The 14,921-nt window shown below is 61.1% G+C and carries 17 protein-coding genes and 1 pseudogene; 10 read left to right on the top strand and 8 right to left on the bottom strand.

The window, feature by feature from the left end; all coding sequences use genetic code 11:
• Positions 1 to 45 precede the first annotated feature (45 nt).
• Complete coding sequence (gene fadD2, locus IFU31_RS18675) at positions 46 to 1,731, bottom strand: long-chain-fatty-acid--CoA ligase FadD2 (RefSeq protein WP_192104103.1); 1,686 nt, start codon at positions 1,729 to 1,731, stop codon at positions 46 to 48.
• Positions 1,732 to 1,895: 164 nt separating this feature from the next.
• On the opposite strand from fadD2, the gene IFU31_RS18670 reads away from it, so the two are divergent.
• A complete protein-coding gene (locus tag IFU31_RS18670; protein WP_043187336.1) occupies positions 1,896 to 2,366 on the top strand; it encodes a MaoC family dehydratase in 471 nt (156 codons plus the stop codon).
• A 7-nt stretch (positions 2,367 to 2,373) separates the two neighbouring features.
• Here the strand turns inward: IFU31_RS18670 and IFU31_RS18665 are convergent, their stop codons facing one another.
• Positions 2,374 to 2,550 (bottom strand): hypothetical protein, encoded by a 177-nt coding sequence (locus IFU31_RS18665; RefSeq protein WP_192104101.1) that lies wholly within the window; start codon positions 2,548 to 2,550, stop codon positions 2,374 to 2,376.
• A 61-nt stretch (positions 2,551 to 2,611) separates the two neighbouring features.
• A complete protein-coding gene (locus tag IFU31_RS18660) occupies positions 2,612 to 2,938 on the bottom strand; it encodes an aspartate-semialdehyde dehydrogenase (RefSeq protein WP_122479237.1) in 327 nt (108 codons plus the stop codon).
• A 190-nt stretch (positions 2,939 to 3,128) separates the two neighbouring features.
• Here IFU31_RS18660 and metG point away from each other — a divergent pair, with 190 nt between their 5' ends.
• The 4 genes and pseudogenes from metG (at position 3,129) to IFU31_RS18640 (ending at position 7,062) form a co-directional block, all read left to right on the top strand.
• Positions 3,129 to 5,180 (top strand): methionine--tRNA ligase, encoded by a 2,052-nt coding sequence (gene metG, locus IFU31_RS18655; protein ID WP_185793900.1) that lies wholly within the window; start codon positions 3,129 to 3,131, stop codon positions 5,178 to 5,180.
• A 104-nt stretch (positions 5,181 to 5,284) separates the two neighbouring features.
• Positions 5,285 to 6,103: pseudogene (locus IFU31_RS18650) on the top strand (RnfABCDGE type electron transport complex subunit B); the annotation flags it as partial.
• 34 nt (positions 6,104 to 6,137) lie between these two features.
• Positions 6,138 to 6,776 carry an endonuclease III gene (gene nth / locus IFU31_RS18645; RefSeq protein WP_122479240.1) on the top strand — a complete coding sequence of 213 codons (639 nt, stop codon included), beginning with the start codon at positions 6,138 to 6,140 and terminating at the stop codon, positions 6,774 to 6,776.
• Positions 6,777 to 6,882: 106 nt separating this feature from the next.
• Positions 6,883 to 7,062, top strand: coding sequence for a PA3496 family putative envelope integrity protein (locus IFU31_RS18640; RefSeq protein WP_192053803.1), 180 nt, complete (start codon positions 6,883 to 6,885; stop codon positions 7,060 to 7,062).
• Positions 7,063 to 7,083: 21 nt separating this feature from the next.
• Here the strand turns inward: IFU31_RS18640 and IFU31_RS18635 are convergent, their stop codons facing one another.
• Positions 7,084 to 7,710, bottom strand: a complete 627-nt coding sequence (locus IFU31_RS18635) for a response regulator transcription factor (RefSeq protein ID WP_122479241.1) — start codon at positions 7,708 to 7,710, stop codon at positions 7,084 to 7,086.
• A gap of 470 nt (positions 7,711 to 8,180) precedes the next feature.
• Here IFU31_RS18635 and IFU31_RS18630 point away from each other — a divergent pair, with 470 nt between their 5' ends.
• On the top strand, positions 8,181 to 8,729 hold the full coding sequence (locus IFU31_RS18630) for a hypothetical protein (RefSeq protein ID WP_122479242.1): 549 nt from the start codon (positions 8,181 to 8,183) through the stop codon (positions 8,727 to 8,729).
• Between the two features lie 52 nt (positions 8,730 to 8,781).
• Here the strand turns inward: IFU31_RS18630 and IFU31_RS18625 are convergent, their stop codons facing one another.
• Together IFU31_RS18625 and IFU31_RS18620 are read right to left on the bottom strand one after the other, a co-directional pair.
• Positions 8,782 to 9,999 carry an argininosuccinate synthase gene (locus IFU31_RS18625; protein ID WP_192104097.1) on the bottom strand — a complete coding sequence of 406 codons (1,218 nt, stop codon included), beginning with the start codon at positions 9,997 to 9,999 and terminating at the stop codon, positions 8,782 to 8,784.
• A gap of 96 nt (positions 10,000 to 10,095) precedes the next feature.
• On the bottom strand, positions 10,096 to 11,019 hold the full coding sequence (locus tag IFU31_RS18620) for a flagellar protein MotY (protein WP_122479244.1): 924 nt from the start codon (positions 11,017 to 11,019) through the stop codon (positions 10,096 to 10,098).
• 130 nt (positions 11,020 to 11,149) lie between these two features.
• Between IFU31_RS18620 and pyrC the strand changes: the two genes are divergently transcribed.
• The 4 genes from pyrC (at position 11,150) to bfr (ending at position 13,918) form a co-directional block, all read left to right on the top strand.
• Complete coding sequence (pyrC, locus tag IFU31_RS18615; RefSeq protein ID WP_122479245.1) at positions 11,150 to 12,196, top strand: dihydroorotase; 1,047 nt, start codon at positions 11,150 to 11,152, stop codon at positions 12,194 to 12,196.
• A complete protein-coding gene (rnt, locus tag IFU31_RS18610; RefSeq protein ID WP_122479246.1) occupies positions 12,193 to 12,867 on the top strand; it encodes a ribonuclease T in 675 nt (224 codons plus the stop codon). Before pyrC ends, rnt begins: the two co-directional genes overlap by 4 nt.
• A 153-nt stretch (positions 12,868 to 13,020) precedes the next feature.
• Entirely contained in the window at positions 13,021 to 13,242 is a 222-nt protein-coding gene (locus tag IFU31_RS18605; RefSeq protein WP_122479247.1) for a bacterioferritin-associated ferredoxin, read from the top strand.
• 199 nt (positions 13,243 to 13,441) lie between these two features.
• Positions 13,442 to 13,918 carry a bacterioferritin gene (gene bfr / locus IFU31_RS18600; RefSeq protein WP_122713240.1) on the top strand — a complete coding sequence of 159 codons (477 nt, stop codon included), beginning with the start codon at positions 13,442 to 13,444 and terminating at the stop codon, positions 13,916 to 13,918.
• Positions 13,919 to 14,020: 102 nt separating this feature from the next.
• Here the strand turns inward: bfr and grxD are convergent, their stop codons facing one another.
• A complete protein-coding gene (gene grxD, locus IFU31_RS18595; protein ID WP_043187303.1) occupies positions 14,021 to 14,362 on the bottom strand; it encodes a Grx4 family monothiol glutaredoxin in 342 nt (113 codons plus the stop codon).
• A gap of 134 nt (positions 14,363 to 14,496) precedes the next feature.
• Positions 14,497 to 14,790 carry a hypothetical protein gene (locus IFU31_RS18590; RefSeq protein ID WP_122479249.1) on the bottom strand — a complete coding sequence of 98 codons (294 nt, stop codon included), beginning with the start codon at positions 14,788 to 14,790 and terminating at the stop codon, positions 14,497 to 14,499.
• Positions 14,791 to 14,921: the final 131 nt, after the last annotated feature.

Below are 14,921 nucleotides of genomic sequence, written 5' to 3'. Positions count from 1 at the left end.
GCGTTCGAGGGCTGTGACACCAGCGCCTGGCGCCTGCATTGCGCGTCACTCGTCGCGCAGCTCACGCCGCAGGATCTTGCCCACGGGCGTCATCGGTAAGGCATCGCGCAGGACAATTTCCCGTGGCAGCTTGTAGCCGGTGAAGTTGGCCTTGCAGTAGGCCATCAGCTCGGTCGTGGTCAGTTGCGGATCCCGAGCCACGACGAACAGCTTGACCGCCTCGCCTGAGCGCGCGTCCGCCACGCCAATGGCCGCGCAGTTGGCCACTTGCGGATGGGCCATGACTACGTCCTCGATCTCGTTGGGATAGACGTTGAAACCGGACACGATGATCAGGTCTTTCTTGCGATCGACGATGCGCACGTAGCCATCGGGATCTATGACGGCGATGTCGCCGGTCTTGAACCAGCCTTGCGCGTCCAGCGCCTCGGCGGTCGCCTCGGGCTGCTGCCAGTAGCCGCGCATCACCTGGGGCCCCTGGATGCACAGCTCGCCCCGCTCGCCCAACGGCAACTCGCAGCCCTGCTCGTCGATCACCTTCAACGCCGTGCCAACCACAGGAATACCCACGCTGCCGATGCGCGCGCTCTGGCCATACGGGTTGGTGCAGGCCACCGGCGATGTCTCGGTCAGGCCATAGCCTTCGACGATGCGGCAACCGGTAAGGCTTTCCCAGCGTTCGGCAGTGGCCTTGACCAAAGCCGTGCCGCCGGAGTTGGTCACCTTGAGGCGGGAGAAGTCCAGCGAACGGAACTGCGGGTGCTCCATCAATGCCACGAACAGCGTGTTCAGGCCCAGCAGCGCGGTGAACCGCCATTTTTTCAGCTCCTTGATGAAGGCACCGATATCGCGGGGGTTGCTGATCAGCACGTTATGGTTGCCGGTGACCATCATGCACAGGCAGTTCGCGGTGAACGCATACACGTGGTACAGCGGCAGCGGCGCGATCATCACCTCGTGGCCTTGCTGCAGGATCGTCTGCCCCTGTTCGTCGAGCTGATGGAAACACGCCCGTACCTGCTGCATGTTGGCGACCAGATTGCCATGGGTGAGCATGGCGCCCTTGGCCAGGCCAGTGGTGCCGCCGGTGTACTGCAGCACCGCGAGGTCTTCGAGGGTCGGCGCTACCGGACGTGGCGCAAGCTCTGCGCCTCGCGCCAGAACCGTCTTGAACGACGCCGCCTGGGGTAGATGGTAGGCAGGCACGCGCTTCTTCACCTTGCTCACCAGCGTGTTGACCAGCCAACCCTTGGCAGTGGGCATCAGATCGCCCAGGCGGGCTTCGATCAGGTAGTGCAGCGTGGTGTCCGGCAGCACCTGTTCGACCTTGTCGCCGAACAGGTTGAGGTAGACCAGCGCCCGCGCGCCGGAATCGCGGAACTGATGGCGCATTTCCCGCACGGTATATAGAGGATTGGTATTGACCACGACCAGGCCCGCGCGCAGCGCGCCGAACACCGCGATCGGATACTGCAGGACATTGGGCAACTGCACGGCGATGCGGTCGCCGGGGACCAGATCGGTGTGCCGCTGCAGCCAGCTGGCAAACGCGCTGCAGAGCCGATCGAGCTCGGCGTAGGTCAGGGTAACGCCCATGTTGCTGAAGGCCGGACGATCGGCAAAGGTGCTGCAGGAGCGGTCGAACACATCGACAATGGACGTGAATTCATCGACGGGGAGCGTGTGGGGCACGCCCGGTGGGCGCTTGTCGTTCCAGAAATCAGGATGCATTATTATTGTCCTCTGATTCGAAGCCCGCCCGGCCATTGCGCCTGCGGTATGCTGCCGACGTTAGCAGCTGCCGCAACCCACGCAAATGCGCACGACCCCGCTGTTAACATCGTGAATCTATTTGACGCGGCCACGACCGTCGCCAAGCCAAGGACCCACCGCTCATGACCCAAGTCACCAATACCCCGTACGAAGCGCTCGAGGTCGGCCAGACCGCCAGCTTCAGCAAGACCGTGCAGGAACGCGACATCCAGCTGTTCGCCGCCATGTCGGGCGACCACAACCCGGTGCACCTCGACGCAGAATTCGCCGCCAGCAGCATGTTCAAGGAACGCATCGCCCATGGCATGTTCAGTGGTGCGCTGATTAGCGCCGCAGTGGCATGCGAGCTGCCAGGGCCCGGCACCATTTACTTGGGCCAGCAGATGAGCTTCCAGAAGCCGGTGAAACTGGGCGACACCCTGACCGTGCGCCTGGAAATCCTCGAGAAACTGCCCAAGTTCCGCGTCCGCATTGCCACTCGCGTTTTCAATCAGCGCGATGAACTGGTGGTCGACGGCGAGGCGGAAATTCTTGCGCCACGCAAGCAGCAGACCGTGACCCTGGTCAGCCCGCCACCCATCAGCATCGGCTGAAGGGCCTTCAGCGCTTCTTCGGCTTCTTGGCTTTCTTCCCGGCCTTGGCCTTGGCCTTGGCCTGGGCCAGTGGCAGCGCCTGTTCGAATGCTTGGCGCATTTCGTTGAGGCGCTTGTCCTTGAGGTCATGGATGCGCTTGCCGCGTTCGCTGGCAAAATCGATCAGGTTGTCGTCTTGGCTCATGGCAGTGTCGGGTCGGATGGCGAAAAGGATGGTCCATGATGCAGCGCGCGAACGGCTCTGACTAGACCTGGATATCGACCCACAGCCCTTGGCGCGGCGGGTCCTCGACCAAAGGCGCCACCGGAACCGTATTGTCGGCGTTGAGCGAGTCACCCGGCACCGGCGTGTGCTCGTCGGGGTCTGGCTGCCGGCCCTCACGCTGGCGTCGTCGCTGCTCCTCGCGCAGGAGCAGGGCGGTCTGGTCGGCATCGTGATGGCGCAGGTCGATGGCGGTTTCGTTCGAGCCGGGCTGGGCTGGCGCGACCGGCGCGATGCTGGGCGTGGACTTGACCGGGTCCAGTTGCGAGGTCACCGGCACGACGCTGATCGGGATCAGGGGCGGAATCATGAGGGAAGTCTCCTAATCTCAGGTTGTCGGCCGTCCTCGCAGCGACTTGAGGCATTTTGTCGCATTGGCATGATCGCGCTGACGCGGACGGATCACCGAACGCTGCTCGCAAGCCCTGACAACAGGTGAAAAAATCCCTTGGCCCCTTTATAGTGTTCGGTCTTCGTTTCACTTCCAGTAGCCGAGCCCCATGTCCGAGCCACGCAAGATTCTCGTCACCAGCGCCCTGCCCTATGCCAACGGTTCCATCCACCTTGGCCATATGCTGGAGTACATCCAGACCGATATGTGGGTGCGCTTCCAGAAGCATCGCGGCAATCAGTGCGTCTATGTCTGTGCAGATGACGCCCATGGCTCGGCCATCATGCTGCGCGCGGAAAAGGAAGGCATCACGCCGGAACAGCTGATCGCCAACGTCAAGGCCGAGCACAGCGCCGACTTCGCCGACTTCCTGGTGGACTTCGACAATTTCCACTCCACCCACTGTGAAGAAAACCGCGAGCTGTCGAGCGAGATCTACCTGAAACTGCGCGAAGCCGGTCATATTGCCCAGCGTTCGGTCACCCAGTACTTCGACCCGCAGAAGCAGATGTTCCTGGCCGACCGCTTCATCAAGGGCACCTGTCCCAAGTGCGCGGCAGCCGATCAGTACGGCGACAACTGCGAAAAGTGCGGCGCCACCTACGCACCCACCGAGCTCAAGGATCCGAAATCGGCGATCTCGGGCGCCACGCCCGTACTCAAGGATTCCCAGCACTTCTTCTTCAAGTTGCCTGACTTCCAGCAGATGCTCGAAGGCTGGACTCGCAGCGGCACCTTGCAGGACGCAGTGGCCAACAAGATCGCCGAGTGGCTCGATGCCGGCCTGCAGGAATGGGACATTTCCCGCGACGCGCCGTATTTCGGCTTCGAGATTCCCGGCGAGCCAGGCAAGTATTTCTACGTGTGGCTGGATGCGCCGATCGGCTACATGGCCAGCTTCAAGAACCTCTGCGCCCGCCGCCCCGAACTCGACTTCGATGCGTACTGGGGCAAGGATTCGACGGCAGAGCTGTACCACTTCATCGGCAAGGACATCATCAACTTCCATGCGCTGTTCTGGCCAGCCATGCTCGAAGGCGCCGGCTACCGCAAGCCGACCGCGCTGAACGTGCACGGCTTCCTCACGGTCAATGGCGAGAAGATGTCCAAGTCGCGCGGCACCTTCATCAAGGCCCGTACCTACCTGGATCACCTGGCACCCGAATACCTGCGCTACTACTTCGCATCGAAGCTGGGCCGTGGCGTGGACGACCTGGACGTCAACCTCGATGACTTCGTACAGAAGGTCAACTCCGACCTGGTGGGCAAGGTGGTCAACATCGCCAGCCGCTGCGCCGGTTTCGTCCACAAGGGCAACGACGGCGTGCTGGTCACAGCCAATGCCGCGCCGGAGCTTACCCAGGCGTTCCTCGATGCGACGCCAAGCATCGCCGAAGCCTATGAAGTCCGCGACTTCGCCCGTGCCATGCGCGAAATCATGGCACTGGCCGACCGCGCCAACGCCTGGATTGCCGAGAAAGCGCCGTGGTCGCTGGCCAAGCAGGAAGGCCGCGGCGACGAGGTCCAGGCCGTCTGTGCGGTGGGCATCAACCTGTTCCGTCAGCTGATCATCTTCCTCAAGCCGGTATTGCCCGAGCTGGCCCGCGAAGCCGAACGCTTCCTCAATGTCGAACCCCTAGGCTGGGACGACCATGCCACTTGGCTCGCCGACCATCGACTCAACCCGTTCCAGGCCTTGATGACCCGTATCGACCCGGTCAAGGTGCAGGCGATGACCGATGCCTCCAAGCAAGACCTCGCCGCTGCCCAGGACCCTGTCGCGCCTGCGCCCGCCACTGGCAACGGTGAGCTGACCAAGGAGCCACTGGCCGCCGAGATCGACTTCGACGCCTTCGCTGCGGTCGACCTGCGTGTCGCGCTGATCCTCAAGGCCGAAGCGGTGGAAGGCGCAGACAAGCTGCTGCGTTTGACCCTGGACATCGGCGATGAACAGCGCAACGTCTTCTCCGGGATCAAGAGCGCCTATCCTGACCCGGCCGCGCTGGAAGGTCGATTGACCATGATGATTGCCAACCTCAAGCCTCGCAAGATGCGCTTCGGCATCTCCGAAGGCATGGTCATGGCAGCGGGCCCTGGAGGCGAAGAAATCTACCTGCTCAGCCCCGACAGCGGCGCCAAGCCCGGCCAGCGCATCAAATAGGTCCGCGGCTCGCGCACCCTGCCCGTCATCTTCAGCGCATGACGACGGGCCAGGCTGCCAACGTCACTCTTGCCATCTGCCCTCATCCGCACTCCGGCCGGCCCATGACCCTGATCCAACGCATCGACGCATTGCTGCCGCAGACTCAATGCGGCAAATGTGGCCATGCCGGCTGCAAGCCCTACGCGGCCGGTATTGCCGCCGGTGAACCGATCAACCGTTGCCCGCCGGGGGGTGATGCGACCATCGCCGCCCTGGCGCAACTGCTGCAGTTGCCGGTACTGGCACCGGACCCGGAACGCGGCACGGCACCCGCCCAGGTCGCCTACATACGCGAGGCGGAATGCATCGGCTGTACCAAATGCATTCAAGCCTGCCCGGTGGACGCCATTCTCGGCGCGGCCAAGTTGATGCACAGCGTGCTGGAAGACGAATGCACGGGTTGCGACCTGTGCGTGGCGCCCTGCCCCGTCGACTGCATAGAGATGCGCCCGGCGCCGACATCGGCCTTCACGTCGCTGGCGAGCGACCCTTCGTGCGGTCCCGAACAGCAACGCACTCGGCTGCGAAAGCGCGACCAGGCCCGACAACGCTACCAGGCCCGCAACGAGCGCTTGCAACGGATCGAGACTGCCCGACAGGCCGAGCGAGCGCCAAGGCCCCTGCGTTCAGCGACCGTTGCGCTAGCGCAGGGCCCAGCCCTGTCGGCACTCGAACGGATCAAGGCAGCGAAGGCGGCCAAGGCCAGCGGTGGCGATAGCGCCCTGAAACAGGCGAAGATTGCCGTGGCCATGACCCGCGCACAGCTGGTGAAAACCCGGAAGGCTTTCGTGACCCCGCCAACATTCGAGCAATTCCTCGTGCTCGACACTTTGGGCCGCGAGCATGAGGCCGCCGAACGTCAGCTCGCCGCACTGCAAACACTCTAGCTCGGCCTGCCAAGGATCTATTCACCCGATGAACGCGACGAAACGCCAGGAAATCTTCCGTCGGCTGCACGAAGACAATCCAGAGCCCAAGACGGAACTGGCCTATGGGTCTGCCTTCGAGCTGCTGATCGCCGTCATTCTCTCTGCACAATCCACTGACGTGGGCGTGAACAAGGCCACCGCGAAATTATTCCCCGTCGCACCGACTCCCCAGGCGATGCATGCGCTGGGCGTCGAAGGGCTGTCGAGCTACATCAAGACCATTGGCCTGTACAACAGCAAGGCGCGCAATGTCATCGAAACCTGCCGCCTGCTCGTGGAACGGCACGACGGCCAGGTGCCGCAGACCCGCGAAGCTCTCGAAGCGCTGCCTGGCGTTGGACGCAAGACCGCCAACGTGGTGCTCAATACGGCGTTTCGGCAACTGACCATGGCCGTCGACACTCACATATTTCGTGTCAGCAACCGCACCGGGATCGCGCCGGGGAAAAACGTGGTCGAGGTCGAGCAGAAACTGATGAAGTTCGTGCCCCGCGCGTACCTGCTCGACTCGCACCACTGGCTGATCCTGCACGGACGCTACGTTTGTCAGGCGCGAAAGCCCCGCTGTGGTAGCTGTCGCATCGAAGACCTGTGTGAATACAAGCACAAGACCAGCGACGATTGAGGTTGCCTGTAAGAGCTCAGCTCTCGATTGAAAAAATCTTTTTTACGCCGTCTTCGAATATCGCTATAAGGTCCGCCATTGGCAGCACATGCCTGGAGCTGACATCATGAGTACCGATAACGAAGTGCTGGAAACGGAAGACGACTTCACCACCGTAGAAAGTGAAGAAGCCGAGCCCGTCGTCGAGCCCGTCAAGAGCAATCTGAGCAAGCGCCGTACGATCGATAACCTGCTCGAGGAAAAACGTCTGCAACGGCAGTTGGCTGACTACGATTTCGATATATAGGCCACATGGCTTGCCTGCAGATCAGGCCAACCCATTGCGCTGAGCCAACTCGATCAGGTCGACGAGCGAGCGAGCATTGAGTTTCTGCAGCAGGCGCGTCTTGTAGGTACTCACGGTCTTGTTGCTGAGGAACATGCCGTCGGCGATCTGCTTGTTCGACTTGCCCTTGGCCAATTGCTGCAACACCATCATTTCTCGCCCGGACAGGCGATCCACCATATCGGCTTCCGAGGCATTGCCCAGGCTCGCTCGCACCGAGTGCAACGCCTGATTGGGGAAATAGCTGTAGCCGGACAATACGGCCTTGATCGCACTGAGCAGTTCGGTGAGGTCCTGCTGTTTGCACACGTAGCCCGCCGCACCTGCCTGCATGCAACGCATGGAGAAATGCCCCGGTGCCTGCGAAGTCAGCACCAGCACCTTGAGCTGAGGCTCGCTGACCGTGAGCCGACCGATGACTTCCAGCCCGTCGAGCTTGGGAATACCGATATCGAGAATGACGATGTCCGGGGCGTGGTCACGGGCCAGTTGCAACGCGTCGACGCCGTTGTCGGTCTCGGCCACTACCTCGTAGCCGTGGCGCTCCATCAGCAACCGCACGGCGAGGCGGATGACCGGATGGTCGTCCACGATCAGCACTTTATTCATGGGAAGATCCAATTTTCGCTGTTCGAATTCTAGAGCCCGCACATTACCCCAGACAACTGCCGCCTTGGACGATAGAGAATCTGGGCAGGCAATAACTAAGACACTTCCTACAACACCCGACGAATATTCCTACATATTAAGCCGGTGAAAATTTCTGTACAGTGTTTGGCGGCATCGAGCTCTGCTTATAAAACCAAGGAGCAGGAGCATTGCATAATTGACCAGCCGCTTCAATTGAGCCGTGCACCTCGAACCGGCCAAGCTGTTGCAGGATAAATACCGGCAATCGATCTACACAACTTCAGCTGGAAAACACCGGGCCAGAGCCTTGGCGACCGCGTGCAGCGGCGCATGCCCGTGGGCACCACGACAGCGGCAGGCAGATAACTATGCATCCTGCGCGGCCCGGCGACCCTACTACTATCGTTGGCCCAGCAACTACCGGCCGGACACGGCCCTGCGAGGCACACGTGGCTAACAAGAAGATCACCCGTCCCAATCCGCTGGGCGTCATCGCGCTGTTCACGGCCATGGTCGAGGCATCGGCCTTGGCGAGCCTGCCGTTTCTGGACGACACCAGCCAGACCATCTATATATGGTTTCTGGTAGGCTTTCCAACTTTCCTGGCCATTCTTTTCTTTGCAACGCTCAACTTCAATCGACGTGCACTTTACTCGCCCTCGGACTTCGAGAGTTCAGCGTATTTTCTTGAAAGTCTCGACAACGAAGTGGACGCTTATAAATACCGAGCCGATAACCGGGTACGCCTGGCGCACAATGATCTGCATATCATCGACACCAGCACGTTGCCCACGCGCACCCGCGTGGCAGCCCATCTGGAACGGCTGGCTGATATTCTGGAAACGCGCAAGCACGTCCGACCGTTATTGATCGTGCTGGTGGGCCAGGCTGCACCGCCACCCTTGCCCAGTGCACTGGTCACGCGCCTGACCGGGCTGCATTGCCAAGTGGCGGCGCTGCAGCCAGGTCGTTTGAAGTGGACGGTACTGCTGAGCTGATCAATAAAAAAACCCCGGTCGAAACCGGGGTTGCAGACACGCCTGCGCTGTATCAGAACAGCGTGCGGCCCTTGTTTGCGGCAATGCGCATGCGCAGCGCGTTGAGCTTGATGAAGCCTGCGGCATCGGCCTGGTTATAGGCGCCGCCGTCTTCCTCGAAGGTCGCAATGTTGGCGTCGAACAGCGAGTCATCGGACTTGCGACCGGTAACGATCACATTGCCCTTGTACAGCTTGAGTCGAACCACACCGTTCACGTTGACCTGGGAGGCGTCGATCATCTGTTGCAGCATCAGACGTTCAGGACTCCACCAGTAGCCGGTGTAGATCAAGCTGGCGTACTTGGGCATCAGCTCGTCCTTGAGGTGGGCCACTTCGCGATCCAGGGTGATGGATTCGATCGCACGGTGGGCGCGCAGCATGATGGTGCCGCCCGGAGTTTCGTAGCAACCACGGGACTTCATCCCCACGTAGCGGTTCTCGACGATATCCAGGCGGCCGATGCCGTGCTCGCCGCCGATGCGATTCAGCGTCGCCAGCACGGTCGCGGGGGTCATGTCGACGCCATCCAGCGCGACGATGTCACCATTGCGGAAGGTCAGCTCCAGGTACTGTGGGGTGTCCGGGGCGTGCTCCGGCGAGACGGTCCAACGCCACATATCTTCTTCGTGCTCGGTCCAGGTGTCTTCCAGCACACCGCCCTCGTAGGAAATGTGCAGCAGGTTGGCGTCCATCGAGTACGGCGATTTCTTCTTGCCGTGGCGCTCGATCGGAATGTTGTGCTTTTCGGCGTAGTCCATCAGCTTTTCACGGGAGAGCAGATCCCATTCACGCCATGGTGCGATGACCTTGACGCCGGGCTTGAGTGCATAGGCGCCCAGTTCGAAGCGCACCTGGTCGTTGCCCTTGCCGGTGGCGCCGTGGGAAATGGCATCAGCACCGGTTTCATTGGCGATTTCGATCAGGCGCTTGGCGATCAGCGGACGAGCGATGGACGTACCCAACAGGTACTCGCCTTCGTAAACGGTGTTGGCGCGAAACATCGGGAACACGAAGTCACGCACGAATTCTTCGCGCAGATCGTCGATGTAGATTTCTTTCACGCCCATGGCCTGTGCCTTGGCGCGGGCCGGTTCGACCTCTTCGCCCTGACCCAGGTCGGCAGTGAAGGTCACCACTTCACAGTTATAAGTATCCTGCAGCCACTTGAGGATCACCGAAGTGTCCAGGCCGCCGGAATACGCCAGAACGACCTTGTTTACGTCCGCCATGCCATCACTCCACGGGTTCTACGGAAAGCCGTCGATTCTACCGCCCAAGGCCGCGAATTTACAGGGGCGCGACAGCTTTGGTTGAACAAGCGACAATCACAAAGGCTTGGCAGGGGGTTTTTCCGTGGCCAGAACGGCGGGCGAATCGGTAGCTGGCGTGACGTTCGGGGCCGCTTCGGCTCGGCTCAACTCAATGCTCACACGGCGGTTGCGCGCCCGATTGGCAGCTGTGTTGTTGGTCACCAGCGGGTAGCTTTCGCCATGGAAGCGCAAGGTGATCTGGCTGTCGCTCAAGCCATGGGCCAGCAGGTATTCCTGCACGGCCATGGCCCGACGCCTGGACAGATCGCGATTGACCAGGCGGTTGCCGCTGTTGTCCGAGTGCCCGTCGAGCTGAACGTGATTGACGCTCGGATCGGCCTTCATGAAAGCCAGCAGCTTGTCCAGGCGCGCCTTGGCCGCCCCATCGAGCTCGAGGTTGCGGGGAAAGCCTACTTCGCTCAGGCGGATCTGGTCGTAGTTCATCGGCAGCAACTTTGCTGCACAGGCCTGGTACTCGCCGAAAGCCTGGCCGAAACGCGCCGAGAGCAAGCGGATCTCCACCGGCTGGCCGCCTCCGGACTGGCTGCGTACCAGGGTCATGCGACCCTCGAGCAGGCCATTGATCAAGCCGCTGGCCTGGCTTTGCGAGCTGGTGAGCAGGGCTTCGCCATGGCCCAGGCGTACGCTGCCCAGATTGATGTCGCCGCGACCGGGTTGCCACGGTGCCGCAGCCGCAATCAGCGTGGCAGAACCCGTGCCCAGCAGGCGGCTGGCGGAAGTCAGGCGAAACACGGCCTGCTCGCCGGCACGGCGGACGAATTCGGCCGAACCGAAATTGGTCACCGGCTGGCCCAGGCGGCATTCGAACTGGTCACCCGCGACCTTCCACTCGACGTTCTCCAGACGGGTCTGGAAATTCATCGCCAGGGCCGGAAGGCTGGCAAACACACTGAGCAGGGCAATATAACGCTGGCGCACGACAGGCTCCACGGGTTCGAACAGGGTACTTCCAAGGTATCGGACATGGCCTGCAAAACTTGATAGCGGATGCCGTGCACGGCGTTTTCCGGTAGCATTCGCGGCGAGTTCGAACCGCCTGGAATCCCCAATGTCCGACCGCCTGACCCTTCTGCGTCCCGACGACTGGCACATTCATCTTCGTGATGGTGCCGTGCTGCCGCATACCGTGGCCGATGTATCGCGAATCTTCGCCCGCGCCATCGTCATGCCCAACCTGGTACCGCCGGTGCGCACCGCCGCCGAAGCCGATGCCTATCGCCAGCGCATCCTTGCCGCACGCCCTGCAGGCAGCGCCTTCGAACCGCTGATGACCTTGTACCTGACCGATCGCACCAGCGCTGCCGACATCCGCGCCGCCAAGGCCAGCGGCTTCGTCAAGGCGGCCAAGATGTACCCGGCCGGCGCCACTACCAATTCCGATTCCGGGGTGACCAGCCTGGACAACATCACCGAGGCGCTCGAAGCCCTCAGCGATGCCGGCATGCCGCTGCTGATCCACGGCGAGGTCACCCGTGGTGATGTCGACGTGTTCGACCGCGAAAAGATCTTCATCGACGAGCACATGCGCCGGCTGGTAGAGCGCTTTCCCGCGCTCAAGGTGGTGTTCGAGCACATCACCACGGCCGAGGCCGCCGAATTCGTCAAGGCCGCGCCGGCCAATGTCGCGGCGACCATCACCCCGCAGCACCTGCTGTACAACCGCAACCACATGCTGGTGGGCGGCATCCGCCCGCACTTCTATTGCCTGCCGATTCTCAAGCGCAATACGCACCAGGTTGCCTTGCTCGACGCCGCCACCAGCGGCAGCACCAAGTTCTTCCTGGGCACCGATTCGGCGCCCCACGCGCAGCATGCCAAGGAGGCGGCCTGTGGCTGCGCCGGCTGCTACAGCGCCTTCGCCGGTATCGAGCTGTACGCCGAGGCGTTCGAGCAGCGTGATGCGCTGGACAAGCTGGAAGGCTTCGCCAGCCTGCATGGCCCGGACTTCTACGGCCTGCCGCGCAACACCGACACCATTACCCTGGTCCGCGACGAGTGGACCGCCCCAACCAGCCTGCCATTCGGTGAGCAGGTAGTCATCCCGCTGCGCGCCGGTGAAAAACTGCGCTGGCGCCTGCTGGAGAAAGATGCGTGAGTGAAGACAACTACGACGACGAAGACACGGGCGGTTCGGGCACTGGCTCGCGCCATCCCATGGCCGCACGTTTTCGCGGCTACCTGCCGGTAGTCGTGGACGTGGAGACGGGCGGCTTCAACTGCGCCACCGACGCCCTGCTGGAAATCGCCGCAACGACCATCGGCATGGACGAGAAAGGCTTCGTCTTTGCCGACCATACCTACTTCTTCCGCGTCGAGCCGTTCGAGGGGGCCAACGTCGAGGCCGCTGCGCTGGAGTTCACCGGCATCAAGCTGGACCACCCCCTGCGCATGGCCGTCAGCGAAGAGACAGCGCTGACCGACATCTTCCGCGGCATCCGCAAGGCGCTGAAGGCCAACGGTTGCAAGCGCGCGATCCTGGTGGGCCACAACAGCAGTTTCGACCTCGGCTTTCTCAATGCCGCGGTTGCGCGTACCGAAATGAAACGCAACCCGTTCCATCCCTTTTCCAGCTTCGACACCGCTACCCTGGCAGGGCTTGCCTACGGCCAGACCGTCCTGGCCAAGGCGTGCCAGGCCGCCGATATCGATTTCGACGGGCGCGAGGCTCACTCGGCTCGCTACGACACGGAGAAGACCGCCGAGCTGTTCTGCGGCATCGTCAATCGCTGGAAGCAGATGGGCGGCTGGCAGGATTTCAACGATTGAACCGGTGCAGCAGGGAACGTCGAGAACGATCGACGGCCCCTGCTGCAACCGTTCATCGCTTGTGCCAAACGTAGTCGCGAGTTGCTTTGACAAGCATTCTCATTAACATTAGGATCGTCCGCATTGAAACCAACACAGCGGCGGTTCTTACGTATGTATGTCTGTCTTTGCCAGGGTGTCACCGATGGTCAGATTCGCGATGCGATCTACGAAGGCTGCTGCAGCTTTCGTGACGTGCGTGAAACCCTCGGCGTGGCCACGCAGTGCGGTAAATGTGCCTGCCTAGCCAAGGAAGTGGTACGCGATACCCTGACTCAAATCCAGACCGCTCAAGCCTCTGCACTGCCCTACCCAGCAGAATTTACACCCGCGTGAAACCACCGTCTTTGAAGAAACCGGGCCCCGCCCGGTTTTTTTATGTCTGGAATACAACGACTTAGCAACAAACGCGGAACTCAGTCATTCTTATTCCGATTAATTTTCATATAGTATTCAATAACTTAGGTTTGACATGCTTAGTTCCTGAGGCCAAACTTCACGCCATTACTCCTATACCCGCGCAGGCTCTCTGATCATGAAAGGCGATATCAGCGTCATCCAGCATCTCAACAGGATCCTCGGAAACGAGCTGGTCGCCATCAACCAGTACTTCCTGCATGCCCGCATGTACGAAGACTGGGGCCTGAACAAGCTGGGCAAGCACGAATACAAGGCGTCGATCGACGCAATGAAATACGCCGACAAGCTGATCAAGCGCGTGCTGTTCCTCGAGGGCATTCCCAACCTGCAGGAACTGGGCAAGATTCTGATCGGTGAACACGCCGGTGAAATGCTGGCCTGCGATCTCAAGATCGAATACAAGGGCCTGGGCGATCTGAAAGGCGCCATCGCTCATTGCGAAACCGCTGGCGACTTCGGCAGCCGCGAAATGCTCGAAGACATCCTTGAAGGCAAGGAAGAACAGATCGACTGGCTGGAGACTCAACTGAGCCTGATCGACAAGGTCGGGATCGAGAATTACCTGCAGTCGAGCATGGGCGAAGAAAGCTGAGTCTTCCCAACCCTGACGCGACACCATGAAAAAGCCCCGCGCTGTGTGAACAGGCGGGGCTTTTTCATGGCTGGCTGGCACCCAGGCCAGCCAGCAAGCGGATCACGCGTCGGCTTTGGGCTGTGCGGCCTTGGCCGAAGCGTCCTTGACCAGCGTCTGCAATTCACCGTTGGCGGCCATTTCGGCCACGATGTCGCTACCGCCTACCAGCTCACCGGCCACCCACAGCTGCGGGAAAGTCGGCCAGTTGGCGTACTTGGGCAGGTTTGCACGGATTTCCGGGTTCTGCAGGATGTCGACGTAGGCGAACTTTTCGCCACAGGCCATGATTGCCTGCGAAGCCTTGGCCGAGAAACCGCACTGGGGCGCATTCGGCGAGCCTTTCATGTAAAGCAGGATTGTGTTGTTGGCAATCTGCTCTTTGATCGTTTCGATAATATCCATGGAGCACCTCGCTCGGCTTGTATATCCGACTCAGTCGTCGGCACGGTGAGGCATTGTAACGGAAAGCCGAGCGCTACGCTCGGGCTCTTGCGCTGACCGTTGCTCAGAGCGAAGGCGTTGCCAGGTGTGCCGAACTAGTTCAGCGGCAGCGAAGGTGGCAGTGCCTGCAGCTGGATTTCCAGGACAGTTTCGACTTCTTCCTGGGCGACATGCACACCGGTCAGTTCGCCGATGAGGCGCCAGTGGTCGTCCAGGCCGGTGCTGATGGTCGCCATGCGATCGATCATGTGCTTGCCGGCCGAGCGTGTGACCTCGTCGGAACTGCGCAGCAGTTCGAACGACATCGAGGTCATGGATGCCGTCAGGTGGGTCAGGGTGCGCGCGGTCAGGCCGAGCAGCTCCAGCAGTTGTTGTTCTTTCGATTCCATTCCGCAAACTCCGTGTGTTTCCCAAGACGCATTTATAACCCACGCCCGATGTTTAGGAAACGTCAGATGGTCGGGCGAAACATCCAGCTATCGAAACCCTGTGAAACTTGTTGGCCCCGTTCAAAACTGCA

It is taken from the genome of Pseudomonas sp. CFBP 13602 (assembly GCF_014842725.1).
GTDB lineage: Bacteria > Pseudomonadota > Gammaproteobacteria > Pseudomonadales > Pseudomonadaceae > Aquipseudomonas > Aquipseudomonas baltica.
This window is presented reverse-complemented; position numbering and strand designations above follow the sequence as displayed.